This is a genomic window from Arthrobacter sp. NPDC093139, from assembly GCF_044754165.1.
GTDB lineage: Bacteria > Actinomycetota > Actinomycetes > Actinomycetales > Micrococcaceae > Arthrobacter.
In genome coordinates this window covers 206063-231558 of sequence record NZ_JBIVOO010000006.1, presented here as the reverse complement: position 1 = coordinate 231558, position 25496 = coordinate 206063, and the positions used below count along the sequence as shown (strand labels likewise).

The following is a 25496-nucleotide window of genomic DNA, read 5'->3' as shown; positions in this document are numbered from 1 at the left end:
TAACCGTCGGCTAACCGTCCACGTCGGCAAGATGGTGGACCACGTCGTGCAGGAAATACTGCGCAAGGGTCAGCACCGTGAATTCCGAACCGTTGCTGCGGAGTCCGGTTCTGCCCCACTGGGATTCCTTGACCCCGGCAAAGGATGCTGCCACCTGCTGCCCCTCGGCCGTCAGTTCGGCGCTCACCACGGCGGGGTCGGAACCGGCGTAATCGTTCTCCACCGCCGTGCGGTCCTGGTCCCAGTTCTCGAACTGTGCGTGGTCATCGGTGAGCATCAGGTTCAGCCGCCGGTCGAAGAGGTTGAAGACGTCCCGGACGTGGCAGGCATATTCGAGCGCCGACCAGGTGCTGTCGTTGGGGCGCTCTGCGACGGCCGGGCGGCGCAGCACTGCCCGCCAGCGCGGGAGCATGTTCTCCACGCTGCCGGGCACGGTGGACGGAGTGACCGTCGAAGCATCGAAACCGCATTCGCTGCACGGGCGGGACAGGACCCAGGTCCAGTCTTTCTCATCCGGAATGATAGGCATGCCAGTAGCCTAGCTCTCTGCAGCCTCAGCCCACGCCATGCTGGGTCCGATGGCCTCTACGGCCTGGGACAGCGGAATGCCGGAACCGTCCCGGCGGCCGTGCTCCTGGGGCAGGGAACGGGCAACGCCGGCCAGGGACGACGCCTTCGCCGGGCCGTGGCCCGCCCAGGCCTGCAGCAGCGTGTCTTCACCCTTGAGGAAGCGGTGCGCACGCACCCCGCCCGTGGCCCGGCCCTTGGCCGGATATTCGGCAAACGCGGTGACCTTGGCGGCCCCCGGCGCGGTACCCGGCAGGGCGCCGTCGGTCCCGGAAATAGTCACGACGACGGCGGCCTCGTCACCGGGGGCAACGGAACCGAAGAAGATCACCTGGTCGCCGGACGCGAGTTTAATGCCCGCCATGCCGCCGGCGGTCCGTCCCTGCGGACGGACGCTGGCCGCGCTGAACCGCAGCAGCTGCGCCTGGCGCGTCAGGAAGACCAGGTCTGTGTCGTCGCTTCCCGCGGGAGCCACGCCCACCACCGTGTCCTTGTCCTTGAGCGCAATGACTTCCCAGTCCTCCCGGTTCAGCGGATAGTCGGGCTGCACGCGCTTGATGACACCCTGCGCGGTCCCGATGGCGAGCACTTCATCCAGCGGCACGAACGCGACGAGGGACTCGCCCTTCAGCAGGGTAATGAAGTCCTTGGCGGGGACACCGCCGGCAAGGTTCGGCAGTCCGGACATCGGGGGAAGGACGGGCATGTCCACCACCTGGATGCGCAGCATGCGTCCCAGCGATGTGATGGCCGCGATCTCGCCCCGCGCGGAGGTCTTGACCACGGAGCGGAACACGTCGTGCTTGGAGCGCGGCCCGGACTCCGCGAGGCTGTCCTGGTTGGAGGTCCTGGCTATCTGGCCGGACGCGGTGAGGATGGCCCAGCAGGGATCGTCCGCGATCTCCAGTGCGAGCGGAACAGCTTTGCCCTTGACTGTCTTGCCCTGGATGCCGTCCGCCGCAGCAGCAACGGTGGGGGAGACCGCCTCGGATTCCAGGAGCACGGTGCGGCGGGGGGTGCCGTATTTCTCCGCGATTTCAGCCAGCTCGCCGGAGACCAGATCCCGCAGCAGCTGGTCGGATCCCAGGATGGCTTCGAGTTCCTCGATCTCGCGGCGGAGCTCGTCCTGTTCCTTCTCGAGCTCGATCCGGGAGTACTTGGTCAGTTGGCGGAGGCGCAGTTCCAGGATGTAGTTGGCCTGGATTTCGGAGAGGTCGTAGATGGACATCAGCCGTTCCCGCGCCGCTGACGCCTCATCCGAGGACCGGATGATCTGAATGACCTCGTCGATGTCCACGATGGCGATGAGGAGGCCTTCCACGAGGTGCAGGCGGTCCTTCTTCTTGCCCAGCCGGAAGGCCGTCCGGCGCCGCACCACGTTGAGGCGGTGGTCCACGTAGACGGTGAGCAGCTGCAGCAGGCCCAGGGTCTGCGGCTGCCCGTCCACGAGGGTGACGTTGTTGATGCCGAAGGAGTCTTCCATGGGCGAGTAGCGGTAGAGCTGCTGCAGCACGGCGTTGGGGTTGAAGCCGTTCTTCAGCTCGATCACCAGGCGCAGCCCGTGTTTGCGGTCGGTGAGGTCGACGATGTCGCTGATGCCCGTCAGCTTCTTGCCGTTGACCGCGTCCTTGATCTTCTCGATCACCTTCTCCGGCCCCACCATGTACGGCAGTTCGGTGACCACCAGGCCCGTCCGGCGGGCGGAGAGCTGCTCCACCTCTACCTTGGCCCGTGTCTTGAAGGAGCCGCGGCCGGTGGCGTACGCGTCGCGGATGCCGTCCAGCCCAACGATCCTGCCGCCCGTGGGAAGGTCCGGGCCGGGCACGAACCGCATGATGTCCTCCAGGGTGGCATCCGGGTTGGCGATGAGGTGCCGGGCCGCGGAGATCACCTCCACGAGGTTGTGCGGTGCCATGTTCGTGGCCATGCCCACGGCGATGCCCGTGGCGCCGTTGACCAGCAGGTTGGGGAACGCGGCCGGCAGGACATCGGGCTGCGTGAGCTGGTTGTCGTAGTTCGGAACGAAGTCCACCACGTTCTCGTCGAGGTGGTCGGTCAGCGTGAGAGCGGCCGCCGCGAGGCGGGCCTCGGTGTAGCGCGGTGCCGCCGGACCGTCGTCGAGGGATCCAAAGTTGCCGTGGCCGTCGATCAGCGGAAGCCGCAGCGAGAAGTCCTGGGCCATGCGGACCATCGCATCGTAAATGGCGGTGTCGCCGTGCGGGTGGAGCTTGCCCATGACCTCGCCCACCACACGGGCGCTCTTGACGTGGCCGCGGTCAGGCCGCAGGCCCATCTCGCTCATCATGTACAGGATGCGCCGCTGTACCGGCTTGAGGCCGTCGCGGGCGTCGGGAAGCGCCCGGGAATAGATGACCGAATAGGCGTACTCCAGGAAGGAGCCTTCCATCTCGGAAGTGACGTCTATGTCGACGATGTTTTCGGTATAGTCCTGGACGATTTCCCCTGACGGGGTGGAATTCTGGCGGCGGGCCATGGGGCTGGTGGATCCTTTGGGGGTGCACTTCGGAAGTCTTAGCTAGGCTAAGCCTATGGTGGAACAGCCCGCGGACGGCATTTATCCGGAATATTGGGAAGCCGATGTCGTCCTGCGGGACGGCGGAACGGCACACCTGCGGCCCATTCATCCATCGGATGCGGACGCCGTGCAGGCTTTCCATACCGGACAGTCGCAGAACTCAATCTACATGCGGTTCTTCTCGTTCAAGGCACGGCTGTCGAGCAGGGAGCTCAAACGGTTCACCGAGGTGGACTACCGCAACCGGGTGGCTTTCGTGATCACCATTGGCGGGGAAATCATCGGGATCGGCCGCTATGACAGGCTCGACGATCCCGCCGAGGCCGAGGTGGCCTTCAACATCGCCGACAAGCATCAGGGCCGCGGCATCGGCTCCATCCTGCTGGAACACCTGGCGGCCGCTGCCCGGGAAAACGGCATCCACCGCTTCACCGCCGAAGTCCTGCCGGAAAACCGGAAAATGCTGATGGTCTTCTCCGACGCAGGCTACGACGTCAGAAGGCATTTCGACGACGGCGTGGTCAGTCTCGAGTTCAACATCGATCCCACCGACAAGTCCCGTGCCGTGATGGAGGCCCGGGAACACCGCGCGGAGGCGAGGAGCGTGCAGGACCTGCTTGCGCCGTCGTCGGTTGCGGTTATCGGAGCGAGCCGCAAGTGGGGCACCGTGGGGTACCAGCTCCTCGAGCACATCATTGAGGGCGGCTTCACCGGCCCTGTCTACGCCATCAACCCGGAAGCGCTGGAGCTGGCCGGGATGCTGTCCTTCGGGAAACTGTCGGAGGTGCCCGGCCCGGTGCAGCTGGCCATTGTGGCCGTGCCCTATGACGAAGTCCCCAACGTGGTGGATGAATGCGCGGCCGCCGGCGTCAAGGGAATCGTGGTGGCAACGGCTGGTTTCGCCGAAGACGGCGACCGCGGCCTCGCGCGCCAGCGTGCGCTGGTCCGCCAGGCGAGGGCCAACGGCATGCGGGTCATTGGACCGGCATCGCTGGGCATGGTGAACACCCATCCTGCCGTGTCGCTGAACGCCTCCATGGCACCGAGCCTGGCCCGGCGCGGGGGACTGGGACTCTTCAGCCAGTCCGCCGCGATCGGTGTTGCCCTGTACGCGGCGTCGAGCCGCCGCCGCGTCGGCATCTCCACCTTCCTCTCCGCCGGCAACCGTGCGGACGTCTCCGGCAACGACATGATGCAGTTCTGGGAGGACGACGCCGATACCACCGCCGTGGGTCTGTACCTGGAGTCGATCGGCAACCCGCGCAAATTCTCGCGGCTGGCCCGCCGTCTGGCCCTCACCAAGCCCGTCATCGTCGCCAAGTCCAATTCCATGGGCCTGCAGCTGCCGCCCGGGCACGCGGTGCGCACCACCCAGGCTCCGGCCGGAGCCCTCGACTCCATGATGCGCCAGGCCGGGGTGATCCGGGTGGAGACCATCGAGCAGCTCATGGACGTCGCACAGATTGTCGCCGCCCAGCCGCTGCCCAAGGGCGCCGGCGTGGCCGTGTTCAGCAACTCAGGGGCACTGGGGAAGGTCGTGGCCGACAGCGCAACGGCCCACGGCCTGGGCGTCGAGGAACTCGTGGCCGATCTGGACCTCGACGCCGGCATGTCACGCGCGCTGCCAGAACTGCAGCGCCGGCTGCGCGAAACGCTTGCCCTGGACGCCGTGCACGCGGCGGTGGTCGCCTTCCTCCCGGCCAGGGGGCTGACGGTCGAGAAAATCGCGGGCGCGCTCGCCGGCTGCTCGGCCGAGGCGGGGAAACCCGTTGTCGCGGCATTCACCGGCATCCTCGACCCGTCCGTCTACGTGGAGGGCATGGTGGGGGATGAGGCCCCCGCTGCGCCGGTCCCGTGCTACTCAAATCCGGGGGCCGCCGTCGCGGCGCTGTCCGTCGTGGTGCGCTACGCCGAGTGGGCCGACCGGGACCAGGGACTCTTCGCGGATCCCGAGGGCTGCGACGCCGACGCCATGCATGCCGATCTTGAGCTGCTGCTCAACGACGTCCGGGGCGAACAGCTGAAGGAGCTGGACCCGGCGGATGCCGCCCGCCTGCTGGGGCACTACGGGATCAAGGTGCTGCCCTCCGAAGGTTTCGTGACACCGGATGAAGCGGTGGCAGCGGCCGACCGGCTGGGCTGGCCCGTGGCATTGAAGACCACGGATCCCACTCTGCGGCACCGGCTCGACCTGGGCGGCGTGCGGCTGGACATCCAGGATCCGGAGTCCCTTCGGCTGAACATCCATCAAATGCGCCGTGCACTCGAACCCTACGGCTCGTCCTCGCTGGAGGTGCAGGCCATGGCGCCGGTGGGCCAGGCCTGCGTGTTCCGCGCCATCGAGGATCCGCTGCTTGGACCGGTGGTCTCGTTCGGGTTGGCGGGCGACGCCGTCAACCTGCTCGATGACTGGGCGCACCGCGTTCCGCCGCTGTCCGCCGCGGACCTCCGGGACTTCATCCGCAGTCCCCGCGCCTCCCGCAAGCTGTTCGGCTACCAGGGGCTTCCCGCCGTCGACATTGCCGCACTCGAAGACCTGGCGGCGCGGCTGACCCGGCTGAAGGACGCCCATCCGGAAATTGCCCTTGTGGAGTTCAACCCGGTCCTGGCCACGCCGCACGGAGTGTTCATCCTCGCGGCTGACGTCCGGATCGGCAACGCCGCCCAGCGCACGGACAGTGCCCGCAGGGCCATGCGCGACTGAACGCTGGTTAGCATGTGCCAAGCCGATCTGTGAAAATGGGGAAATGAGCTCCCAGCCTCCCACCTCGAAGCCTCAAGCACCGGACCACAGCCCCCAGGCTTCCAGCCACCACAGCTCACACAACCACACCGCCCAGGGCCAAAGCCTGGACGGGGCCCTGCAGCAGGCAGGCTTCTACCCGCGGCTCGTGGCAGACGTCGTGGACGATGCCCTCGACGGCCGGGACTGCCTTGCCCACCTGGTGCACCTCGAAACACACTTTGACCGGGCCGAAGTCCGGCGGCACATCACGGTGCTCGTACTGACGGACGACATGCTCGTGATCACCCACGTGGACGACCAGCAGCTCGACGATGCAGGCGAGCAGATCGTGGCGCAGATTTCCACGGAGTCCGTCCCCGTAGCGCAGATCCGGTCCGTCGTGCTGAGCTACATGTACGCCCAGCCGCAGAACTACAAGCCCTCAGATCCCGTGCGCGAGGTCACCCTCTCCATCGCCTGGTCGGGCGGGCAACGGCTTGAGATGGGCCCGGCCAGCTGCGGTGACCCACAGTGCGAGGCGGACCATGGGTACAGCGGAACGATCGCCCAGGAGGACATCGTGCTGCGTATCTCTGCTGAAGCGGATGGCCTGCAGGCGGTCCAGGACGCCAAGCTTTTTGCCCGCGCCCTGCGCGCCGTGAACACAGGTTCTTCCACGCCGGTTCCGCACGGGGCAAGGGCATCGCAGCCCCGCCCCCGGATGGGTGTGTTCTCGAACCGCCTCAGCCGCGGACACCAGCGCTGAGATGGCGCCGGAAAACGGCCTGCCTTCCCACGCTTCCCCTTCAACGCATTCCGCGGCACCGGTCCTTCCCCCGGCCCCGGCCTATGGGCACCGCTCCGTAGCCGACGTGCTGGGCAGCGCTGCGGCGAGCCTCGGCGTTGACGGCTTCGAGAACCGGCTCGGCCTGCCGCCGGCCAAACGGATCTGCGTTGTCCTCGCCGACGGCCTCGGGCGCAGCCTGCTTAAGCAGAAGTCGGCCCACACCCCATTCCTCCGCGGTGTCATGCAGCGGGGCCAGGGCGACGTCCCGGTATGGATCGATTCTGCGTTTCCCTCAACGACGGCCGCTTCCCTGGCGAGCCTTGGCACGGGACTTGCCCCCGGCCAGCACGGGCTTGTGGGGTATGACGTCCTTGACCCCTCCCAGGACAAAGTGGTCAACATGCTGGGCAACTGGGATGCCGGCGTGGACCCGCAGGACTGGCAGCCATTCCCCACGGTCCTGGAGCGGGCCGCGGAACATGTTGACGTTACGACCGTCAGTCTTCCCCAATTCGGTGATTCTCCCATGACCCGCGCTGCCCTCCGGGGAGGAACCTTCATCTCGGGAATCACATCGCATGCCCGCACGGCTGCCGCTGCCGAAGCGATGGCCGCTTCCGACTCGTCCCTCATGTACTTCTACGTGAACGACCTCGACAAGGCCGGTCACCGGCACGGTTCACAGTCGCCGGAGTGGGAACACCAACTCGAAGAACTGGACGCAACGGTGAAGCGGCTTGACTCCGCCCTTCCCGCGGGCACCACCGTGCTGCTCACCGCCGATCACGGCATGCTGGACGTCGCTGAGGGCCAGCGGATCGACTACTCGGAAGACCCCGCACTGGTGGCCGGCGTCAGGCACACAGCGGGGGAGCCCCGCATGCTCCACCTTTACCTCGAGGAAGAGGCGGGCCCCGGCGGTACCGGGACCGCCCGGCAGCGTCTTTTGGACGCCTGGCGGAGCCGGTTCGGCGAGCGTATCTGGGCTTTCACGCGGGAAGAAGCGATTGGCGCGGGCCTCTTCGGTCCGGTCCGGCCCGGCGTCGAGCAGCGGATCGGCGACGTCATGATCGCGGCCCGCGATGCAGTGGCCTTCTACGACACCCGGCGAGTGCGCCTCACCGCCATGGAGGTAGTGGGGCAGCACGGTTCCCTGACCAAGGCGGAGCGGGAAGTTCCGCTGCTCTGCTTCCAGGCTGCGGGCAAGACCCCCAGCCGCGGGAGAACCCGTGGCTGAGCTCGTCTTCTTCTCGGGCACTATGGACTGCGGAAAGTCCACGCTTGCGCTGCAGATGGACTACAACCACCGTGCGCGCGGGCGCGGCGGCGTCCGCTTCAGCTGCAACGACCGCGCAGGCGGCTCACGCATCTCAAGCCGGCTCGGACTGCAGACTGACGCCGTGGAGGTCGTGGACAGCACCGATTTCTGGGACGAAGTGGTACTGCGCCGCACGAGGGGCGTCCGCGTCGACTACCTCATCTGCGACGAGGCCCAGTTCTATTCGCCCGGGCAGGTGGAACAACTCGCGCGGATTGTGGACGAGATTGAAGTCGATGTCTTCGCGTTCGGTATCACGGCAGATTTCCGCACCCGGCTTTTCCCCGGTTCGCAGCGGCTGATTGAACTCGCAGACCGGGTGCAGGTGCTTCAGGTGGAGGCGCTCTGCTGGTGCGGACGGCGTGCCACCCACAATGCCAGGACGGTCGACGGCGTGATGGTCATGGAGGGCGCGCAGGTAGTGGTGGGCGACGTCGAAATGGCCGGCGATGCGGCGCCTGCCAGTGCTCCCGCGGACGCCCCCGGAACGGAGCCGGCGGTGGGGTACGAGACACTGTGCCGGCGGCATTTCATGCGCCGCGTCACCGCCCATGGTGCCAACATCATGGCCCAGCAGGACCAGTTGCTGCCCTTCGAAATTGACGCCTGCCTGTGGCGCGGTACGGGCAGCCGTACCGGAAGTACAGCCGGGAACAGCTAGCCGCGACCCCGCCAGGAACTGACAGTGGCCTAGTCGCCCCTGGTGCCGAAGACTATTTCGTCCCAGCTCGGAACGCTGGACCGCTTGGGCCTCGACGGCTGGCGCTCAGGTTCGTCGCGGTCCTGTTCCTGGCGTGCGCCCGGCCCCTGATCGGCTGCTGCCCTGCCCGTCTCAAGCCTGCCCGTATCCACCCTGCGGCGTGGAGTTCCCCTGCCGAGCAGTTCGTCCAACCCTGGATTGCCGGCTGCAGGACGGGCGGGGCCCTCTGCCGGCCGGCCTGCCGGCTTGTCGGCGGCGGGCGGAACCATCGGCTTCGCCGGAACAGCGGGCGGAACCGCCGGCTCTGCCGGACGTGCCGGGACCGCCGATGCTGCCGGTGTTTCCTGGCCCGTGTTGCCGACCGGGCGCAGCGGGGACGGGACGATCGTGATCTCGCGTGTGTCCGTGCTGACGCCTTCGTGAAGGGTAAGGGAATCCTGCTGCGGCTCCTGAGGCCGGGGCGCGAGGCTGAGGCGGGACATCATCGAGGGCCGGCCGTCGCGCCGTCGCGTTGCGGGCCCTGGCTCGGCTGCCGGGGAATCCGGTTCCCCGGACTCTTCTGCGTCGCCAGGCTCGTCCGGGTCCGGCTCGGAAGCGGCAGGAAACTCCGCCGGCCGGGGGTGTGCCGCCGGGACACCGTGGGTTAGCAGGAGCGCCAAGGCGTCGTCGCTGTCCTCGTCAAGGCCGAGGCGCTGACCCCTGCGGGAGCGCAGCATGTCCAGCAGGCCGTCGGCGTCCTTCTGGTGGTCGGCGCCCTGCTGGTGGATGCCCTGCTGGTGGGTGCCCTTGCGGGCCGTGGCCTCGGCGTCAGTTTCAAAATCGAACGGGCGGTCCGAAACCGCCGAGAGCCTCCGAGCGGGCACGGGTCCATCGAGGGGCTCCAACTCACTGAGCTGCTGCGCCCAGCGATTGGCATTCTGCAAAGATTTGCGGGACGGATTGAATGTCCACATGGCCGGGGGCTCTTCACCGATGCTGGCATGCCCGCCCGGCTGGGTATCGAACCTTGCCACAACTGTCCAGGTTCCGTCAGGGCGACGCCAGGAGTCCCATTCAAGCGTGGAGGACGCGATGCCGTGTGCGGTGAGGCGGTGGGCCACCATGTCGCCCAGCGTGGCCGGGTTGTCACCGAAGGCTGACCGGTATATGTCGTGGCCGGGGGCGGGCGACGCCACCTCTACCTTCCGGGCCTGCTGTGCCACGTATTCCCGTTCAGCCAGAACCGGGCCCTCGTAACGTTCAACTTTTTCCAGAGGCAGGCCGGAGGCTTCGGCGACCTCGGCCGCAGTGGCGCCGCTGCGGATCTTCGCCTGGATGTCGCGCGGAGAGAGGGCCGCAACCGTCGCGGCCGGTTTCCGTAGGGAAGGCCGGCTTGCCGCCAGCCGTAAGGCCTCGTTGATCGGCAGCTGGAACATCTCGCCGCCGGTGCCGCTCAACAGGAGATGCTCCCCGTCGTCGTGGACGCCTACAAGCCGTAGATCCTGCATACAATCCTCCACCCTGGCATTACTATCAATCGAAACTCTGCCACCCAAGCCTGTCTTTTCCTGTTAGGACGAAGGGCGCGCCGCGAAATTCCGGGACTTCCGGCGGAATGGAAGGACATCGTGGACGGGCGCTGACTATGCCGGAATCTGGCCAGGGACGGCTATGGCTTTTCGGTGCGCCATAGGGAAAAATGGCCCCGAACCGGGCACAAAGGGACGGCGTTCGGCGTTGTGTACGTTGAATTACCCAAGCGAGTCGACGGAGTGTGAGCAGCAGATCATGGCGACAGACTATGATGCGCCGAGGAAGTCGGAGGAAGACCTCAACGAGGATTCGATTGAGGAGCTCAAGACGCGCCGTGCCGATAAACCGACGGCGGTGGTCGAAGAGGATGAAGCCGATCTTGCCGAGGGATACGAGCTGCCCGGCGCCGACCTCTCCGGCGAGGAACTGCTGGTCCGGGTCATGCCTGCGCAGGCCGATGAGTTCACGTGTTCCTCATGCTTCCTGGTCCGGCACCGCTCGCAGATCGCCCGCGAAAAAGACGGCCGCCTATATTGCCGGGACTGCGAAGGCTAGGACCGGCCAGCAGCGTTGCCCGTGCCGAGCGCGGCCACCAGTTCCTCCGGGCGGCGCGTGGACGTCAGCCAATAGGGCGTGGGATCCGAGGGATCGTTGATCTCGATGCGGACCACGGGATCGATCCAGCCGCGGATGCAGAGATAGGCGAGGCCGTTGAGGCGGGTGCCGCGCTCGGCGGTGGCTTCCGTGCCGCGGAACGCCTCAACGTGACCGATGAGCCCGCGCTCGATGCTCGCCCTGCCCACTTGGAGAGTCCGGCCCGTGACTGAAATTGCCGGCGTGGACAGGAGAAGCAGGGCAGCTTCAATGGCGAAGAGAACGGCGGCGGCCGTGAAACCGGCGGCAGGACTGATGGGTGCGAAGACCAGGATGCCTGCGCCCGCCAGGCCGGCAGCAACCAACCAGATCCACACACCGGGCCACAGCTTTTCGGCAAACACGACGGTGTCATCCTGCGGAGGCTGATGGCGGGCAGGCACGGAGGCGCTTGATTCGGGCATGCTCCCAGCTTTCCATCTTTGCCGGGGCTTTTCATCCCGGCAGGTCCTCGCTTGTTCCCGGAGTCCTTCCTAAGTCACGGCCGGTAGGCCGACCGAACCTGCGGGCGATAGAGTGAGGAACTGTGACTGACGAACAAACAGCCATTACCCCAACGCTGCAGCACGCGGCCCCGGAAGCTGTGCTGCCCGCTTCGGCGGAAGCGCTGCGCGCGGCCGAGTATGGAGCGCCAACCGTGCAGATTCAACTTAAAATGCTCGACGACGGCCTGGAAGCGCCGTCCTACGCCCACCCCGGCGACGCCGGCGCTGACCTGCGCGCCCGCGAGGACGTGGTCCTTGAGCCTGGTGAGCGGCGGCTCGTGCCCACCGGCGTCTCCATCGCCCTTCCGGACGGGTTCGTGGCACTGATCCACCCCAGGTCCGGCCTCGCGACCAAGCACGGCCTCACGGTAGTGAACGCCCCCGGTACTGTCGACGCCGGTTACCGCGGTGAAATCGCTGTGACGCTGCTGAATACGGATCGTCATCAGGCGATAGAACTCCGGCGCGGCGATAGAATTGCACAGATGGTCATCCAGCGCGTGGAGTACGCCCAGTTCATCGCTGTAGGGGAACTGAGTGACTCCGTCCGCGGCGCCGGAGGATTCGGCTCAACGGGCGGCTTCACGGTTCCGCGCCCCTAGGTTAGGCGGCCCTGGGTCCCGGTCCGGTCTCCCGGTAGGGACGAGGGCGGCCAGCCAGACAAGATGCGGCGCCCGCGGGCCGGCGCGACAAGATCACAACTAAGGAGACAACCCATGGTTTTTGGGCGGGGCAAGAAAGCCAAGAAGGAAGCGGCCTCAGAGCCGGAGGAAGTCCGGGAGGACAACGCAGCCGAGTCGGCCGGCGCTTCCATTGGGGCATCCAACCGAAGCGTCACCGGTCCCTTTGATGTCTCCGAGATCAGCAGCCGGGACGGTTATGTGGACCTCGGCGCCTTGCTTATTGCCCCGCGCGAAGGCCTTCAGCTGCGGCTGGAGGTGGAGGAGGCGACCCAGCGGGTCGTGGCGGTAACCATGGATCTGAACGGGTCCAGCCTGCAGCTGCAGGCTTTCGCCGCCCCGCGGTCAGAGGGCCTTTGGGACGAGATCCGTGAACAGATTGGCCAGTCGGTGGGCAGCCAAGGCGGCCAGGTCGAAGAAATCCAGGGCGACTTCGGCACCGAGCTCGTGGCTAAACTGCCGGCGAGCGCCAGCGACGGCAGCCAGGGGTACCGTGTAGCCCGCTTCATCGGCATCGACGGTCCACGCTGGTTCCTCCGTGGCGTGTTCGGAGGCGAAGCGGCACTGAACCGGGAGGCCGCCGTCGGCCTCGAGGAGCTTTTCCGCAAGATCGTGGTTATCCGCGGCGACAACCCCATGCCGCCCCGGGACCTCCTGCAGCTGCGCCTGCCCAAGGACGCCGCCGGATCGGTGCCTCCCGCAGGGCAGGAAGCAGGTCCGGAATTCGAACAGCCTGAACGCGGTCCGGAGATCACCCAGATTGGTTGATGCCGGCCGCAGTATGCAGGGCGGGCCCGTACCCATCAGCCGGTTGCCGGAGCGGGGGCGTGTCCTGTGCCATGGCTTCATCGAATCGGTGACCTACGTGCCCGCCACCGAAGTGGCGGCTTTCACGGCCACCGTTGTGGATCACGACCGGCCGGCGCGGGCAACGCCCGCCCCGGCGGCACAGCGCGGCCGTCTTCGGGTCGTCTGGCTGGGGCGCCGCCGCGTACCCGGCATCGACCCCGGGACCGAGGTCAGGCTGGACGGCATGCTGGCCGTGCGCGACGGTTTGCCCACCATGTTCAACCCCCGCTACGAAATATTGTCCCGCCAGGAGAACCCATGACATTGCCAGAAAAGCCCGAACCGGGAGCGGAAAGGCCGGAACCCCTGCCGGCTCCGGACGCTCCTGGCCTTGCGGGCCTGGCCGAAGGCTATGCATCCAAGGCAGGGCTGCACCGCACCGATGACGGCCGCATCGACGTCCTCAAGAGCGCCGGCGGCTACCAGGGGATCGCGGAGAGCATCCTCCCCGGACTGGTCTTCCTCATATCCTTCACCGTCACGGCTAGCCTGACGCCGTCGCTCATTGCGGCGCTGACCGCTGCCGCCGTGTTTACCGTGGTGCGCCTCGTGCAGCGCCGTCCCCTGACACAGGCCCTTGCCGGGGTGGTCGGCGTCGGCATTTCCGCCTGGCTCGCCAACACCACAGGCAAGGCGGAGGACTTCTACCTTCCCGGGTTCCTGACCAACGCGGCCTACATTGTGGCGATGGTTACCTCAATCGCCGTCCGCTGGCCCATTGCCGGGCTGCTGTTCGGCTTCATCCGCAACGAGGGCCTGGACTGGCGGCAACACCCGGGACGGGTACGCGCCTACCAGCTGGGCACCTGGATTATCGTGGGCGTGCTCGCCCTTCGCCTGGTGGTGCAGGTACCCCTGTACCTCATGGGGCCGGACGGCCTGGCCGCGCTGGCAACCACCCGCCTCATCATGGGCGCGCCGCTGTACATCTTGGGCGTGTGGCTGGCATGGCTGGTCACACGGCCGGCGGCAGCGCCGGGGGCTCAGCCTTCGAAGCCGTCACCCTCCAGCGATTCGGCCTGAGCCGCAGCCTGGATTTCATCCGGTCCGGGCGGTTGCTCCTGGCTTTCACCCGATCCAGGCGACAGCAGCTCACGCAATTGCTCCTCGGCAGCAATCGTTGTGACGAAGAACAGCTCGTCGCCGCCGTCGATGACGTCATCCCGGCTGGGCGTGATCGGTGCCTGGTCGCGGAGGATCGCCACGAGGGTCGAGTCCTCCGGCCAGTCGATGCTTCCCACGGTGAGCCCGATGGCGTGCGAGTCATGCGGCACAGTGAACTCCACGAGGGATGACACACCGGTCTGAAGCGTGAGCAGCCGGACGAGGTCACCGATTTCCACGGCTTCCTCGACCAGGGCGGTCATGAGCTGGGGAGTGTTGACGGCGACGTCCACTCCCCAGGAATCATTGAACATCCAGTCATTCTTCGGGTTGTTTACGCGACCCACCGTGCGCCCGACCCCGAATTCGGTCTTTGCCAGAAGCGAGACGACGAGGTTCACTTTGTCATCACCCGTGGCAGAGACCACCACGTCGGCGTCTTCGAGCTTTGCGTCCTGCAGGGTGCTCAGTTCGCAGGCATCGCCAACCAGCCAGTGCGCCCCCCGCAGCCCGCTGCGGCCGATGACCTCGGGCTTGAGATCGATGAGCAGGATCTCATGCTTATGTGCCAGCAGCTCACGGGCGATCGAGGAACCGACGCTTCCGGCTCCGACGATGACGACTTTCACTTAGGACTCCTTGGCGGGTGCTTTGGCGAGAATGTGGGCCACTTCTGCGCTGCGGTCCAGGCGCATCATGGCGTGGACGGTGTCGCCGTCCTGGTACGCCGTGGCGGCGGTGGGAAGCATCCCTTCACCGAACCGGGTCAGGTACGCGACGCGGACATCAGCCGCCTTTTCGATCGAGGACACGGAATGGCCGATCCAGGCGGGGTCGATGGCGAGTTCGCCCAGGACAAGCCGGCCGGATGGTTCCCGGAAGTCACCGGCCAGATGCTGTTCAGGGAGGATGCGACGCAGGACCTGGTCTGCGCTCCACCGCACGGCGGCCACGGTGGGGATGCCAAGCCGCTGATAGATCTCGGCGCGGCCGGGATCGTAGATCCTGGCGACGACGTGCTGCACATGGAAGGTTTCGCGGGCCACACGCGTGGCCAGAATGTTGGAGTTGTCGCCGCTGGAAACAGCGGCGAATGCATATGCCTCGGCGACCCCGGCCTGCTTCAGAGTGTCCCGGTCGAAGCCCACGCCGGTGACTTTGCGCCCGGTGAAGCCGGAACGGAGCCGGCGGAAGGCGCGGTCGTCCTGGTCGATGATGGCCACCGAATGGCCTGCGTCCTCGAGCGTGTGGGCCAGGGTTGCCCCGACGCGTCCACAGCCCATGATCACGAAGTGCGCCACCCGTGTCTCCTCCAGTTGTCCTGCTGCTCCGTAAGACTCTACCGCCGGATTCCCGCCATGACATCGCGCGTGAATCAGACTAACTTTGTCTGGTGCTGACAATTCTGAATGCCGCGAAGCGGGTGCTGGTGGGGAGGCCCTTCCGGACTGACCGGATGGCCCATACTCTCCTGCCGAAGCGGATCGCGCTTCCCGTCTTCGCTTCGGATGCGCTTTCGTCCGTTGCCTACGCGCCCGACGAGATTCTCCTCACACTGGCGCTGGCGGGAGTGAGCGCCGTGGCATTCTCTCCTCTGGTGGGGCTCGCGGTCATGGTGGTGCTGCTGACGGTCGTCGCCTCCTACCGGCAGAACGTCCACGCCTACCCGTCAGGCGGCGGCGACTACGAAATCGCCAGTGTGAACCTGGGGAAGCATGCCGGGCTGACCGTGGCATCCGCCCTGCTCGTTGACTACGTGCTGACAGTCGCCGTTTCCATGTCGTCGGCAGCCACCTACCTGACCACCGCAATTCCGTCCCTCCACGGCCAGCAGGCCGCATTCGCCACCGTCGGCGTAGTGATCCTGGCCCTCGTGAACCTGCGCGGGATCAAGGAAGCCGGAAGCGTCTTTGCCGTGCCCACCTACATCTTCATGGCCTCGATTCTGGGCATGACCGCCGTCGGGATTTTCCAGGCCATGACAGGGCAACTGGGCCAGGCGCCGTCGGCAGCGTTTACGATCGTCCCGGCCCCGGGCTTCGATGAAGGTCTCGTGGGTCTCGCCGGCGCATTTTTGCTGCTCCGGGCCTTCTCCTCGGGCGCAGCCGCCCTGACCGGTGTGGAGGCCATCAGCAACGGCGTGCCCAATTTCCGGAAGCCGAAGAGCAAGAACGCCGCCACCACACTGCTGCTCCTGGGCATCATTGCCTCAGCCATGCTGGCCGGGATCATCTACCTGGCCAATGCGACCAAAGTGCACATCGTGCTGGACCCGGCAACGGAGTTCCTCCTGAACGGGAGTCCGCTTCCTGAGGGCTACATCCAGAGCCCGGCGATTAGCCAGATTGCACAGACCGTCTTCGGGCCGGGATCCATCCTCTTCTATATCGTGGTTGCGGCCACCGGCGTGATCCTGGTGTTCGCCTCCAATACTGCCTTCAACGGCTTCCCTGTGCTGGGTTCCATCCTTGCGCAGGACGGTTACCTGCCCCGCCAGCTCCGTACCCGGGGTGACCGGCTGGCCTTCAGCAACGGCGTGCTCGCGTTGGCCGCCGGGGCGCTCGTGCTGATCATTTCCTTCAACGCCGATGTCACCAAGCTCATCCAGCTGTACATCGTGGGGGTGTTCATCTCCTTCACCGCCAGCCAGCTTGGCATGGTCCGCCACTGGGGCCGCGAGCTGAAGCTGGCCCGGGACAAAGCCGTGCGCCTCCGGATCTTCAAGTCCCGGACCATCAACATGATTGGCTTCGGAATGACGGCGCTGGTGCTGGTGATCGTCCTCATCACCAAGTTTGAGCAGGGCGCCTGGATCGCGCTCCTGGCCATGTTTGTCCTGTTCCTCATCATGTGGAGCATCCGGGCGCACTACGACAACGTGGCCAGGGAACTCGCCGTGGACGAGGACTCCTCGCCGCGGGCCCTGCCCACCCGGGTCCACGCCGTGCTGCTCGTCTCGCACGTCCGCAAGCCCGTCCTGCGTGCCCTGGCGTATGCGCGGGCCTCCAGGCCGTCCCGGCTGGATGCGGTCACCGTGGATATCAACGAGGAAGAGACGGCCCACACGCTGGCGGACTGGGAAAAGCTGGACATCCCCGTGCCGCTGACCGTCCTGGCGAGCCCCTACCGCGAGACCGTCACTCCCATCATGGAGTACATCAAGAACATGCGCCGGGATTCTCCCCGCGACCTGATCGTTGTTTACATACCGGAATACGTGGTCGGCAAATGGTGGGAGCAGCTGGTGCACAACCAGACAGCCCTGCGCATCAAAACGCGGCTCCACTTCGAACCCGGCGTCATGGTGGCCAGTGTTCCGTGGCAGCTCAAATCATCCGAAGAAGCAAAGAAACTGCAGGACATCCAATGAACCCCGAATCCCTGACGTCCTCCGCCGGCACAGAACTGGTGGTGGACATCGGCCCCGTGGCCCACGGCGGGCACTGCGTGGCCCGGCACGAGGGCCGGGTGGTATTCGTCCGCCACGGCATCCCCGGGGAGAAGGCCCGGATCCGACTGACGGATGCGGGGGAGTCCGCCAAATTCTGGCGCGGCGACGTCGTAGAGGTGCTGGACCCGTCGCCGGACCGTGTCCCGCACTTCTGGCGTGTCGCTGATTCGCCCGCTTCGTGGGCGCACGGGCGGCCGCCGGTCGGCGGCGCCGAACTAGGACACATCTCCCTGTCCCGGCAACGGCGCCTCAAGTCCGAGGTGCTGGCCGAACAGCTCAGGCGGCTGGCCGGCGTCGAGCTTTCACCTGAGGTGGAAGCAGTGGGCGCCGCCACCGCCGAGGACGGCGAAACGCAGAGCGGCGGAACGCACGACGGCGGGGCCGGCCTCGCGTGGCGGACCCGGGCCGGGTTTGCGGTCACCCCGGGCGGAAAGCTCGGCATGCACGCTCACCGTTCGGACCAGGTCATTCCTGTCCGGGAAATGCCGCTCGCGGTCGCGGCCATCAACGATCTCCGGCTCTGGGACGCGGACCTGCAGGGCATCGACAGGGTGGAGGTTGCGGCCCCTGCGAACGGTTCCCGCCCCCTCGTCCTCCTTGCCCCTTCGCCCGGCACCCGCGCCAAACGCCTCAGCTCCATCCTGGCCCAGCTCCCCGCGGACATTTCGGTGGCCAGTTTCGATCCGCTCAAGGAGGAGACGCTGCAGCTGCGCGGCCGGACCTGGGTGCAGGAGTCCGCTGCGGGTCACGATTACCGGGTTACCGGTGCCGGATTCTGGCAAATCCACCGGGACGCCCCGGAAACACTGGTCGGTGCCGTCACCGCTTTCCTGCACGACGGCGGGTTCCTGGGGCCGGGCGCGGCAGTGGCCGATCTCTATGCCGGTGCCGGACTGTTCACCGCTCCGCTCGCCGACGCCGTTGGCGAAACGGGCTCCGTGCTGTCAGTGGAAGGTGCTCCCGGAACAAGCAGGGACGCCCGGAAGAACCTCCACGGAGCGCCGCAGGTGGAAATCGTGCAGGGCCGCGTGGAGCGTGTGTTGCGCCAGCGGCCCCGGAACTTCGATGCGCTGGTGCTGGATCCGCCGCGCGCCGGCGCCGGCAAGGCCGTGGTGAACCAGCTCATCGCCGCCGGCCCGCGGGCCATTGCGTACGTTTCCTGTGACCCCGCATCGTTTGCGCGCGACATCGGTTACTTCCAGCAGGGCGGCTGGTCTCTGGCACAGCTTCGGGCGTTCGATCTGTACCCGCACACACATCACCTGGAGACGGTGGCACTGCTGACGCCCCGCGGCTGATGCCACTAGGATGGGCGGAGTAGTCCCACGTCGCGCACCGTATATCACGGCTGGCCCCATGCTCTTTTTGTAGGACCATCTACTAATTAGGCTGACCTAACTAGCAAGCGGTCTACCGCGCGACAAAGATGAAACTGTTGCGAGAGGAGTCCTGCGATGAGCACTGTGGACAGCTTCGGTTCAAAAGGCAAACTTAATGTAGCCGGAACCGAATACGAAATTTTCCGGTTGAACTCCGTTGAAGGTTCAGAAAACCTTCCGTTCAGCCTCAAGGTATTGCTTGAAAACCTGTTGAGGACCGAGGACGGCGCGAACATCACTGCCGATCACGTTCGCGCCCTCGCTGGGTGGGATCCGAATGCCCAGCCCGACACTGAAATCCAGTTCACGCCTGCACGCGTGATCATGCAGGATTTCACCGGCGTTCCCTGCGTGGTGGACCTTGCCACCATGCGCGAGGCGGTGAAGGAGCTTGGCGGCGACCCGAAGAGGGTGAACCCGCTGGCACCTGCGGAAATGGTCATCGACCACTCCGTCCAGATTGATGCTTTCGGTAACTCCGGTGCGCTGGAGCGCAATATGGAGATCGAATACCAGCGCAATGGTGAGCGCTACCAGTTCCTGCGCTGGGGACAGACGGCCTTCGACGACTTCAAGGTCGTCCCGCCGGGAACCGGCATCGTGCACCAGGTCAACATCGAATACCTGGCCCGCACCGTCATGACACGCGAAGTTGACGGCGCTCTCCGCGCCTACCCCGACACCTGCGTCGGCACGGACTCGCACACCACCATGGTCAACGGACTGGGTGTGCTCGGCTGGGGCGTTGGCGGCATCGAAGCCGAGGCGGCCATGCTGGGCCAGCCTGTTTCCATGCTGATCCCGCGCGTCGTCGGCTTCAAGCTGACCGGGTCCATTCCCGCCGGCGCCACCGCCACCGACGTCGTACTGACCATCACCGAACAGCTGCGCAAGCACGGTGTGGTGGGCAAGTTCGTCGAGTTCTACGGCGAAGGCGTGGCCGAGGTTCCGCTCGCCAACCGCGCGACCATCGGCAACATGAGCCCGGAGTTCGGCTCCACTGCCGCAATGTTCCCGATCGACGACGTCACAATCGAGTACCTGCGCCTCACCGGCCGCTCGGAAGAGAACGTTGCCCTCGTGGAGGCCTACGCCAAGGAACAGGGCCTTTGGCACGACCCGTCGAAGGAGATCAAGTTCTCCGAGTACCTCGAGCTGGACCTGTCCACGGTGGTTCCGTCCATCTCCGGCCCGAAGCGTCCCCAGGACCGCATCGAACTGACGGACGCCAAGGAGCAGTTCCGCAAGGACATCCACAACTACGTCACGCTCGAAGACGGCAGCGTGGACGAGTCGCTGGACGAGTCCTTCCCCGCGTCGGACTCGCCGTCGTTCACGCACGCCGACTCCCACACGACTGATTCGGCACGTGTTGTTTCCGCTGCCAACGGTGCCGAGGGCCGCCCGTCCAGCCCCGTCCACATCGAGATGGAGGACGGCCGCGAGTTCGAACTTGACCACGGCGCGGTGTCCATCGCGTCGATCACCTCCTGCACCAACACGTCCAACCCTTCGGTGATGCTGGCCGCCGCGCTGCTGGCCCGCAATGCCGTCGACAAGGGCCTGACCGCCAAGCCGTGGGTCAAGACGTCCGTCGCACCGGGCTCCAAGGTTGTCACCGACTACTACGAGAAGTCCGGGCTGACCCCGTACCTGGAGAAGCTTGGCTTCTACATCGTGGGTTACGGCTGCGCCACCTGTATCGGTAACTCCGGGCCGCTGGACGCTGAGATCTCGGAGGCCATCCAGGCCAATGACCTTTCCGTCACCGCTGTCCTGTCCGGCAACCGCAACTTCGAGGGCCGGATTAACCCGGACGTGAAGATGAACTACCTGGCGTCGCCGCCGCTGGTCATCGCCTACGCCCTCGCCGGAACCATGGACTTCGACTTCGACACCGACGCCCTGGGCCAGGACGAAGCCGGCAACCCCGTCTTCCTGAAGGACATCTGGCCGAACCCGGTCGAGGTCCAGCAGGTCATCGATTCCTCCATCGACAAGGAAATGTTCGCCCGCGGCTACGAGGGCGTCTTCGAAGGCGACGAGCGCTGGAAGGCCCTCGACACCCCCGCTGGCGACACGTTCGCATGGGACGAGAAGTCCACGTACGTCCGGAAGCCCCCGTACTTCGAGGGCATGAAGGCGCAGCCGGACCCCGTCCAGGACATCACTGGCGCCCGGGTCCTGCTGAAGCTGGGCGACTCGGTCACCACCGACCACATCTCCCCGGCCGGTTCCTTCAAGTCGGACACCCCGGCTGGCCAGTACCTGCTGGCCAACGGCGTGGAGCGCAAGGACTTCAACTCCTACGGCTCGCGCCGCGGCAACCACGAAGTGATGATCCGCGGCACCTTCGCCAACATCCGCATCAAGAACCAGCTGCTGGACGGCGTGGAGGGCGGCTTCACGCGCGACTTCACCCAGGCCGGCGGCCCGCAGGCCTATGTCTACGACGCCGCACAGAACTACCAGGCCGCCGGCACCCCGCTGGTTGTCCTGGCAGGCAAGGAGTACGGCTCCGGTTCATCGCGCGACTGGGCAGCCAAGGGCACCGCGCTGCTGGGTGTCAAGGCCGTCATTGCCGAGAGCTACGAGCGCATCCACCGCTCCAACCTGATCGGCATGGGCGTCCTTCCGTTGCAGTTCCCGGCCGGCGAGTCCGCTGCCACCCTGGGACTGACCGGTACGGAATCCTTCGCTGTTGAGGGTGTCACCGCGCTCAACGAAGGCACCACTCCGAAGACCCTCAAGGTCACGGCCACCGCCGAAGACGGCACCGCCAAGTCGTTCGATGCGGTCCTCCGCATCGATACGCCGGGTGAAGCGGATTACTACCGCAACGGCGGCATCCTGCAGTACGTGCTTCGGCAGATTTCCGCGAACTAAGCGGAACCTGCCTTAGGGCGAATAAGGCGGGAAGGCCCCGGCCAGTCACTGACCGGCCGGGGCCTTTGGCGTTCCTTTTCACGCGGCATGCTGCCCCTGCCGGCGCTGACGCGTAGTCCTGCCCGGCGCCGGGGCCCGTCCGGAGGCGTTAGAGTTAAAAGGCATGTCTACCACCTGAAGGAGGGGCCGTTGGGACTCTTGGAGACCATCCGGAATCCGCAGGACCTGAGCAAGTTGTCTGCGGCGCAGCTGGATCAGCTGGCCGGCGAGGTCAGGGAATTCCTGATCGGCAACGTCTCCCAGACGGGCGGGCACCTTGGCCCCAACCTCGGCGTTGTCGAGCTGACCATGGCGGTGCACCGGATCTTTGATTCGCCCCGCGACAGCATCGTCTTTGACACGGGCCACCAGTCGTACGTGCACAAACTCCTTACCGGACGCCAGGATTTCAGCACCCTCCGCCAGCAGGGCGGGCTGTCCGGATATCCTGACCGCGCTGAATCCGAGCACGACATTGTCGAAAGCTCGCACGCCTCGTCCTCCCTGTCCTGGGCCGACGGGATTTCCCGTGCCCGCCAGCTGACGGGCGACGGCGACCGTTACGTTATCGCCATCGTCGGGGACGGCGCCCTCACGGGCGGCATGGCCTGGGAAGCCATCAACAACATCGCCGCCGACAAGCGGCGCCGCGTCGTCATCGTGGTCAACGACAACGGCCGATCCTATGCCCCCACCGTTGGCGGATTTGCCGATTACCTTGCGTCCCTTCGCCCCACCATCGACTCGCTCCGGGCTGCCCCCGCCTACGAAGTCGCCCTCGACTGGTGGAAGAAGAAGCTCCAGAGCGGCGGACCCGTGGGCCAGTTCACGTACAAAAGCCTCCATGCGATGAAAAAGGGCATCAAGGACTGGTGGGCTCCCCAAGGCATGTTCGAGGACCTCGGCATGAAGTACATCGGCCCGGTGGACGGCCACAACCTCCAGGCCCTGGAGCATGCCCTCTCCACCGCCAAGAACTATGCCGGCCCGGTGATTGTGCACGCCATGACGGAGAAGGGCCACGGCTACGCGCCCGCACGTGCGCACGAAGCCGACCAGTTCCACGCGGTCGGGATCATCGACCCCGAAACCGGCGAGCCCGCCGATGCCGGGGGTGCGAAGTCCTGGACCTCCGTCTTTGCGGATGAAATCGCCGACATCGCCGACGAGCGCAAGGACATCGTGGGGATCACCGGCGCGATGCTCATCCCCGTGGGCCTGCACAAGTTTGCCGCCCGCCACCCGGAGCGGGTGTTTGACGTCGGCATCGCCGAACAGCACGCCCTCACCTCCGCCGCCGGCATGGCCTTCGGCGGACTGCACCCCGTCGTCGCCGTATATGCCACCTTCCTCAACCGCGCCTTCGACCAGCTGCTCATGGATGTTGCCCTGCACAAGGCGGGCGTCACCATTGTGCTGGACCGCGCCGGTGTCACGGGCCCCGACGGCGCGAGTCACCACGGCATGTGGGACATGGCGATGGTCCAGATCGTGCCCGGGCTGCACCTGGCGGCGCCGCGCGACGCCACAAGGCTCCGTGAAGAACTGCGCGGGGCCGTGGCCATCAAGGATGCCCCCACAGTGGTCCGCTACTCAAAGGGCACAGTCGGGGCGGAGATCGAAGCCATCGAGCGGCTGAGTGACGGCGTGGACGTGCTTGCCCGGCGTCCCTCCGGTTCCACCGAAAACGACGTCCTCATCGTCAGCGTGGGCGCCATGTCCGAACTCGCCCTCAACGTCTCAAACCGGCTCGGCGCGCAGGGCATCAGCTCCACTGTCGTCGATCCGCGCTGGGTGCTTCCGGTCCGGAAATCGATCATCGCCCTGGCCGCCCGGCACCGCCTGGTGATCTGCATAGAAGACGGGGTCCGTGCCGGAGGCGTGGGGTCCAGGATCCGCCAGGAGATGCGGGCGGCTGGCGTGGACACGGCGCTGAATGAAGTGGGCCTGCCCGTGGAGTTCCTGGATCACGGCTCCCGCAGCCAGGTTCTGGAACGCGTAGGCCTCACCGCGCAGCAGATCACCCACGACGTTGTCGCACAGGTTCTGGGCACCAAGGTGCCCTTCGCCCGTCCCCTGCCGGGGCAGGAGCACCCCACCACAGGAAGCCTGCCCAAGCTGTAGGGTCGGTTCAGCGCCGGCTGGCGTCCCACGAGAATTACCAGGCCGTAGAGGCATAACTCCCACCGTTCGGCGGCGCAGGCCGCGGGCGATCCAAAGGACGGGCATGAGCGGAATCATCCGGGTTTACAAGCGTGACGAAGAAGGGGTCCTCCAGTTCAGGGAGGCTTGGTTTGACGAGGACTATAGCCAGTTCGTCACTAACCACGGGACTGTAGGGCACCAGAGCAAGACCGATGAAACGGACGTCGCTGACAGCGAGGCGGCCGAGCGGCTGATGGATGCCTTCGCCGCGCAGTGCGCCGAGGACGGCTATGCCGAGATTCCCGACGAAGAGCAGTACTGGGTGGTGGCGCAGTACGCCCTGAAGACCCGGGAAGGTACCAGCCGGGACCGGTATCTTGAGGAGAAAGCCAAGGACGCCCTGACCAGCCACCTTGCATGGCGCGGGCTGGGCACGGTTGAGCGCTCGGAGTTCAGCGACTCCAAACTCAACATTTTCTGCCTGTGTCCGGATGTGAACAAGGCCGTGAACGCCATCAAGGTCTGCATCCGCGGCGAGGACCTGGACTTCACCAAGCTGAGCATCGGTGCCGCCCCGTTCAGTGATCCAACTGCCCTGAAACTCAAGCACTCACCGAAGCAGGCCGCCGGGTTCGCGTTGTAGCGGCCGTTATAGGGTGTTTTCATGACTGAATATCGCCGCCTGGGAAAATCCGGACTGACTGTCTCTGTGGTGGGACTCGGCTGCAACAACCTGGGCCGGGCAAATACGGTGACAGAGTCACAGGAGGGGGCTGACGCCGTCGTCCATGCCGCCCTTGACGCGGGCGTGACGTTGTTCGACGTCGCGGATTCCTACGGCCGGGAACCCGGCCTGAGTGAAACCATGCTCGGCAAGGCGCTTGGACGCAGGCGCGACGAAGCTGTGGTGGCGACCAAATTCGGCCTGGATATGCGCGGGACCAACGGCAAGGATTACGGTGCCCGCGGTTCGCGGAGCTACATCATCCGCGCCGCCGAGGCTTCCCTGCGGCGGCTGGGCACGGACTGGATCGACCTGTACCAGTTCCATACGCCGGATCCGCTGACGCCGATCGAAGAGACGCTGGATGCCCTGAACGAGCTGGTGGCCAGCGGCAAGGTCCGCTACATCGGCCATTCCAACCGGGCAGGCTGGCAAATCGCCGAGGCCGAATTCGTGGCCCGGGCCAGGGGCGGTGCCCGCTTCATTTCGGCGCAGAACCACTACAACCTGCTGGACCGCCGCGCCGAGCTGGAGGTCATTCCGGCCGCTGAGGCCTATGGCATCGGTGTGCTGCCGTACTTCCCGCTGGCGAACGGACTGCTGACAGGAAAATACGCACCGCACCAGGCGCCCGAAGGCTCGCGCCTCAGCCACACGCGGACCCACCTGGTGGACGAAGCCGACTGGCAGCAGTTGAAACAGTTCAGCGCCTTTGCCGCGGACCGCGGCCTCAGCGAAGTGCAGGTGGCGTTCTCCTGGCTGGCGGCGCAGCCAGCCGTCAGCAGCGTCATTGCCGGAGCCACGCGGCCCGAACAGGTCCGGCAGAATGCGGAGGCGGTGGCCTGGGTCCCGGACAAGGCGGAGCTGGAAGAGCTGGACGCCATTTTCCCGCGGACCCCCAAGGTGGCCCTGTTCTAATGGACCTGTTCTGATGGACGCTGCCCCGATGGACGCT

21 protein-coding genes are annotated in these 25496 nt (G+C 66.1%); 15 read left to right on the top strand and 6 right to left on the bottom strand.

Features of this window, described 5'->3' with window-relative positions:
- Positions 1 to 10: 10 nt before the first annotated feature.
- Together ACIP90_RS12200 and ACIP90_RS12195 are read right to left on the bottom strand one after the other, a co-directional pair.
- Positions 11 to 529 (bottom strand): DinB family protein, encoded by a 519-nt coding sequence (locus ACIP90_RS12200; RefSeq protein ID WP_400579567.1) that lies wholly within the window; start codon positions 527 to 529, stop codon positions 11 to 13.
- A gap of 9 nt (positions 530 to 538) precedes the next feature.
- A complete protein-coding gene (locus ACIP90_RS12195; RefSeq protein WP_400579566.1) occupies positions 539 to 3061 on the bottom strand; it encodes a DNA topoisomerase (ATP-hydrolyzing) subunit A in 2523 nt (840 codons plus the stop codon).
- 55 nt (positions 3062 to 3116) lie between these two features.
- Between ACIP90_RS12195 and ACIP90_RS12190 the strand changes: the two genes are divergently transcribed.
- The 4 genes from ACIP90_RS12190 to ACIP90_RS12175 are packed head-to-tail and all read left to right on the top strand — an operon-like array spanning position 3117 to position 8594.
- A complete protein-coding gene (locus ACIP90_RS12190; RefSeq protein WP_400579565.1) occupies positions 3117 to 5807 on the top strand; it encodes a GNAT family N-acetyltransferase in 2691 nt (896 codons plus the stop codon).
- Between the two features lie 43 nt (positions 5808 to 5850).
- Complete coding sequence (locus tag ACIP90_RS12185; RefSeq protein WP_400579564.1) at positions 5851 to 6594, top strand: DUF5998 family protein; 744 nt, start codon at positions 5851 to 5853, stop codon at positions 6592 to 6594.
- Between the two features lies 1 nt (position 6595).
- The gene (locus ACIP90_RS12180; protein ID WP_400579616.1) at positions 6596 to 7852 is read left to right on the top strand and encodes an alkaline phosphatase family protein; all 1257 of its coding nucleotides are present in this window, start codon (positions 6596 to 6598) and stop codon (positions 7850 to 7852) included.
- Positions 7845 to 8594, top strand: coding sequence for a thymidine kinase (locus tag ACIP90_RS12175; RefSeq protein WP_400579563.1), 750 nt, complete (start codon positions 7845 to 7847; stop codon positions 8592 to 8594). The genes ACIP90_RS12180 and ACIP90_RS12175 overlap by 8 nt, the downstream gene beginning before the upstream one ends.
- A 29-nt stretch (positions 8595 to 8623) precedes the next feature.
- Here the strand turns inward: ACIP90_RS12175 and sepH are convergent, their stop codons facing one another.
- Positions 8624 to 10120 (bottom strand): septation protein SepH, encoded by a 1497-nt coding sequence (gene sepH / locus ACIP90_RS12170; protein WP_400579562.1) that lies wholly within the window; start codon positions 10118 to 10120, stop codon positions 8624 to 8626.
- 280 nt (positions 10121 to 10400) lie between these two features.
- On the opposite strand from sepH, the gene ACIP90_RS12165 reads away from it, so the two are divergent.
- Positions 10401 to 10700: a DUF4193 domain-containing protein gene (locus tag ACIP90_RS12165; RefSeq protein ID WP_205653185.1), complete on the top strand. Its 300-nt coding sequence runs from the start codon at positions 10401 to 10403 to the stop codon at positions 10698 to 10700.
- Here the strand turns inward: ACIP90_RS12165 and ACIP90_RS12160 are convergent.
- Entirely contained in the window at positions 10697 to 11203 is a 507-nt protein-coding gene (locus ACIP90_RS12160) for a DUF3093 domain-containing protein (protein ID WP_400579561.1), read from the bottom strand. The genes ACIP90_RS12165 and ACIP90_RS12160 overlap by 4 nt on opposite strands.
- Positions 11204 to 11382: 179 nt before the next feature.
- Between ACIP90_RS12160 and dut the strand changes: the two genes are divergently transcribed.
- The 4 genes from dut to ACIP90_RS12140 all read left to right on the top strand — a co-directional run bounded on the left by dut (position 11383) and on the right by ACIP90_RS12140 (position 13836).
- The gene (gene dut, locus ACIP90_RS12155; protein WP_400579615.1) at positions 11383 to 11886 is read left to right on the top strand and encodes a dUTP diphosphatase; all 504 of its coding nucleotides are present in this window, start codon (positions 11383 to 11385) and stop codon (positions 11884 to 11886) included.
- Positions 11887 to 12000: 114 nt separating this feature from the next.
- Positions 12001 to 12732, top strand: coding sequence for a DUF3710 domain-containing protein (locus ACIP90_RS12150; protein WP_400579560.1), 732 nt, complete (start codon positions 12001 to 12003; stop codon positions 12730 to 12732).
- Positions 12725 to 13075 carry a hypothetical protein gene (locus tag ACIP90_RS12145; RefSeq protein ID WP_400579559.1) on the top strand — a complete coding sequence of 117 codons (351 nt, stop codon included), beginning with the start codon at positions 12725 to 12727 and terminating at the stop codon, positions 13073 to 13075. Before ACIP90_RS12150 ends, ACIP90_RS12145 begins: the two co-directional genes overlap by 8 nt.
- Positions 13072 to 13836: a DUF3159 domain-containing protein gene (locus ACIP90_RS12140; protein ID WP_400579558.1), complete on the top strand. Its 765-nt coding sequence runs from the start codon at positions 13072 to 13074 to the stop codon at positions 13834 to 13836. Before ACIP90_RS12145 ends, ACIP90_RS12140 begins: the two co-directional genes overlap by 4 nt.
- On the opposite strand, the gene ACIP90_RS12135 is transcribed toward ACIP90_RS12140, so the two are convergent.
- Positions 13797 to 14546: a potassium channel family protein gene (locus tag ACIP90_RS12135; protein ID WP_400579557.1), complete on the bottom strand. Its 750-nt coding sequence runs from the start codon at positions 14544 to 14546 to the stop codon at positions 13797 to 13799. The genes ACIP90_RS12140 and ACIP90_RS12135 overlap by 40 nt on opposite strands.
- Positions 14547 to 15218, bottom strand: a complete 672-nt coding sequence (locus ACIP90_RS12130; protein WP_400579556.1) for a potassium channel family protein — start codon at positions 15216 to 15218, stop codon at positions 14547 to 14549.
- A gap of 92 nt (positions 15219 to 15310) precedes the next feature.
- Here ACIP90_RS12130 and ACIP90_RS12125 point away from each other — a divergent pair, with 92 nt between their 5' ends.
- The 6 genes from ACIP90_RS12125 (at position 15311) to ACIP90_RS12100 (ending at position 25459) form a co-directional block, all read left to right on the top strand.
- Positions 15311 to 17287: an APC family permease gene (locus tag ACIP90_RS12125; RefSeq protein WP_400579555.1), complete on the top strand. Its 1977-nt coding sequence runs from the start codon at positions 15311 to 15313 to the stop codon at positions 17285 to 17287.
- Positions 17284 to 18666: a class I SAM-dependent RNA methyltransferase gene (locus ACIP90_RS12120; protein WP_400579554.1), complete on the top strand. Its 1383-nt coding sequence runs from the start codon at positions 17284 to 17286 to the stop codon at positions 18664 to 18666. The genes ACIP90_RS12125 and ACIP90_RS12120 overlap by 4 nt, the downstream gene beginning before the upstream one ends.
- A 156-nt stretch (positions 18667 to 18822) precedes the next feature.
- Positions 18823 to 21633, top strand: a complete 2811-nt coding sequence (gene acnA / locus ACIP90_RS12115; protein ID WP_400579553.1) for an aconitate hydratase AcnA — start codon at positions 18823 to 18825, stop codon at positions 21631 to 21633.
- A 189-nt stretch (positions 21634 to 21822) separates the two neighbouring features.
- Entirely contained in the window at positions 21823 to 23796 is a 1974-nt protein-coding gene (dxs, locus tag ACIP90_RS12110) for a 1-deoxy-D-xylulose-5-phosphate synthase (RefSeq protein ID WP_400579552.1), read from the top strand.
- 103 nt (positions 23797 to 23899) lie between these two features.
- Positions 23900 to 24460, top strand: a complete 561-nt coding sequence (locus tag ACIP90_RS12105) for a hypothetical protein (RefSeq protein WP_400579551.1) — start codon at positions 23900 to 23902, stop codon at positions 24458 to 24460.
- A gap of 21 nt (positions 24461 to 24481) precedes the next feature.
- Positions 24482 to 25459 (top strand): aldo/keto reductase, encoded by a 978-nt coding sequence (locus ACIP90_RS12100; protein ID WP_400579550.1) that lies wholly within the window; start codon positions 24482 to 24484, stop codon positions 25457 to 25459.
- The last annotated feature ends 37 nt before the right edge of the window (positions 25460 to 25496 follow it).

What these genes read in the sequence shown, in the direction of transcription:
- ACIP90_RS12195 (WP_400579566.1), bottom strand. Translation starts at nt 3,061, where the DNA reads ATGGCCCGCCGCCAGAATTCCACCCCGTCAGGGGAAATCGTCCAGGAC.
- ACIP90_RS12185 (WP_400579564.1), top strand. Translation starts at nt 5,851, where the DNA reads ATGAGCTCCCAGCCTCCCACCTCGAAGCCTCAAGCACCGGACCACAGC.
- ACIP90_RS12100 (WP_400579550.1), top strand. Translation starts at nt 24,482, where the DNA reads ATGACTGAATATCGCCGCCTGGGAAAATCCGGACTGACTGTCTCTGTG.
- ACIP90_RS12160 (WP_400579561.1), bottom strand. Translation starts at nt 11,203, where the DNA reads ATGCCCGAATCAAGCGCCTCCGTGCCTGCCCGCCATCAGCCTCCGCAG.
- ACIP90_RS12165 (WP_205653185.1), top strand. Translation starts at nt 10,401, where the DNA reads ATGGCGACAGACTATGATGCGCCGAGGAAGTCGGAGGAAGACCTCAAC.
- ACIP90_RS12140 (WP_400579558.1), top strand. Translation starts at nt 13,072, where the DNA reads ATGACATTGCCAGAAAAGCCCGAACCGGGAGCGGAAAGGCCGGAACCC.
- ACIP90_RS12200 (WP_400579567.1), bottom strand. Translation starts at nt 529, where the DNA reads ATGCCTATCATTCCGGATGAGAAAGACTGGACCTGGGTCCTGTCCCGC.
- ACIP90_RS12180 (WP_400579616.1), top strand. Translation starts at nt 6,596, where the DNA reads ATGGCGCCGGAAAACGGCCTGCCTTCCCACGCTTCCCCTTCAACGCAT.
- ACIP90_RS12190 (WP_400579565.1), top strand. Translation starts at nt 3,117, where the DNA reads ATGGTGGAACAGCCCGCGGACGGCATTTATCCGGAATATTGGGAAGCC.
- ACIP90_RS12120 (WP_400579554.1), top strand. Translation starts at nt 17,284, where the DNA reads ATGAACCCCGAATCCCTGACGTCCTCCGCCGGCACAGAACTGGTGGTG.
- acnA (WP_400579553.1), top strand. Translation starts at nt 18,823, where the DNA reads ATGAGCACTGTGGACAGCTTCGGTTCAAAAGGCAAACTTAATGTAGCC.
- ACIP90_RS12150 (WP_400579560.1), top strand. Translation starts at nt 12,001, where the DNA reads ATGGTTTTTGGGCGGGGCAAGAAAGCCAAGAAGGAAGCGGCCTCAGAG.
- sepH (WP_400579562.1), bottom strand. Translation starts at nt 10,120, where the DNA reads ATGCAGGATCTACGGCTTGTAGGCGTCCACGACGACGGGGAGCATCTC.
- ACIP90_RS12105 (WP_400579551.1), top strand. Translation starts at nt 23,900, where the DNA reads ATGAGCGGAATCATCCGGGTTTACAAGCGTGACGAAGAAGGGGTCCTC.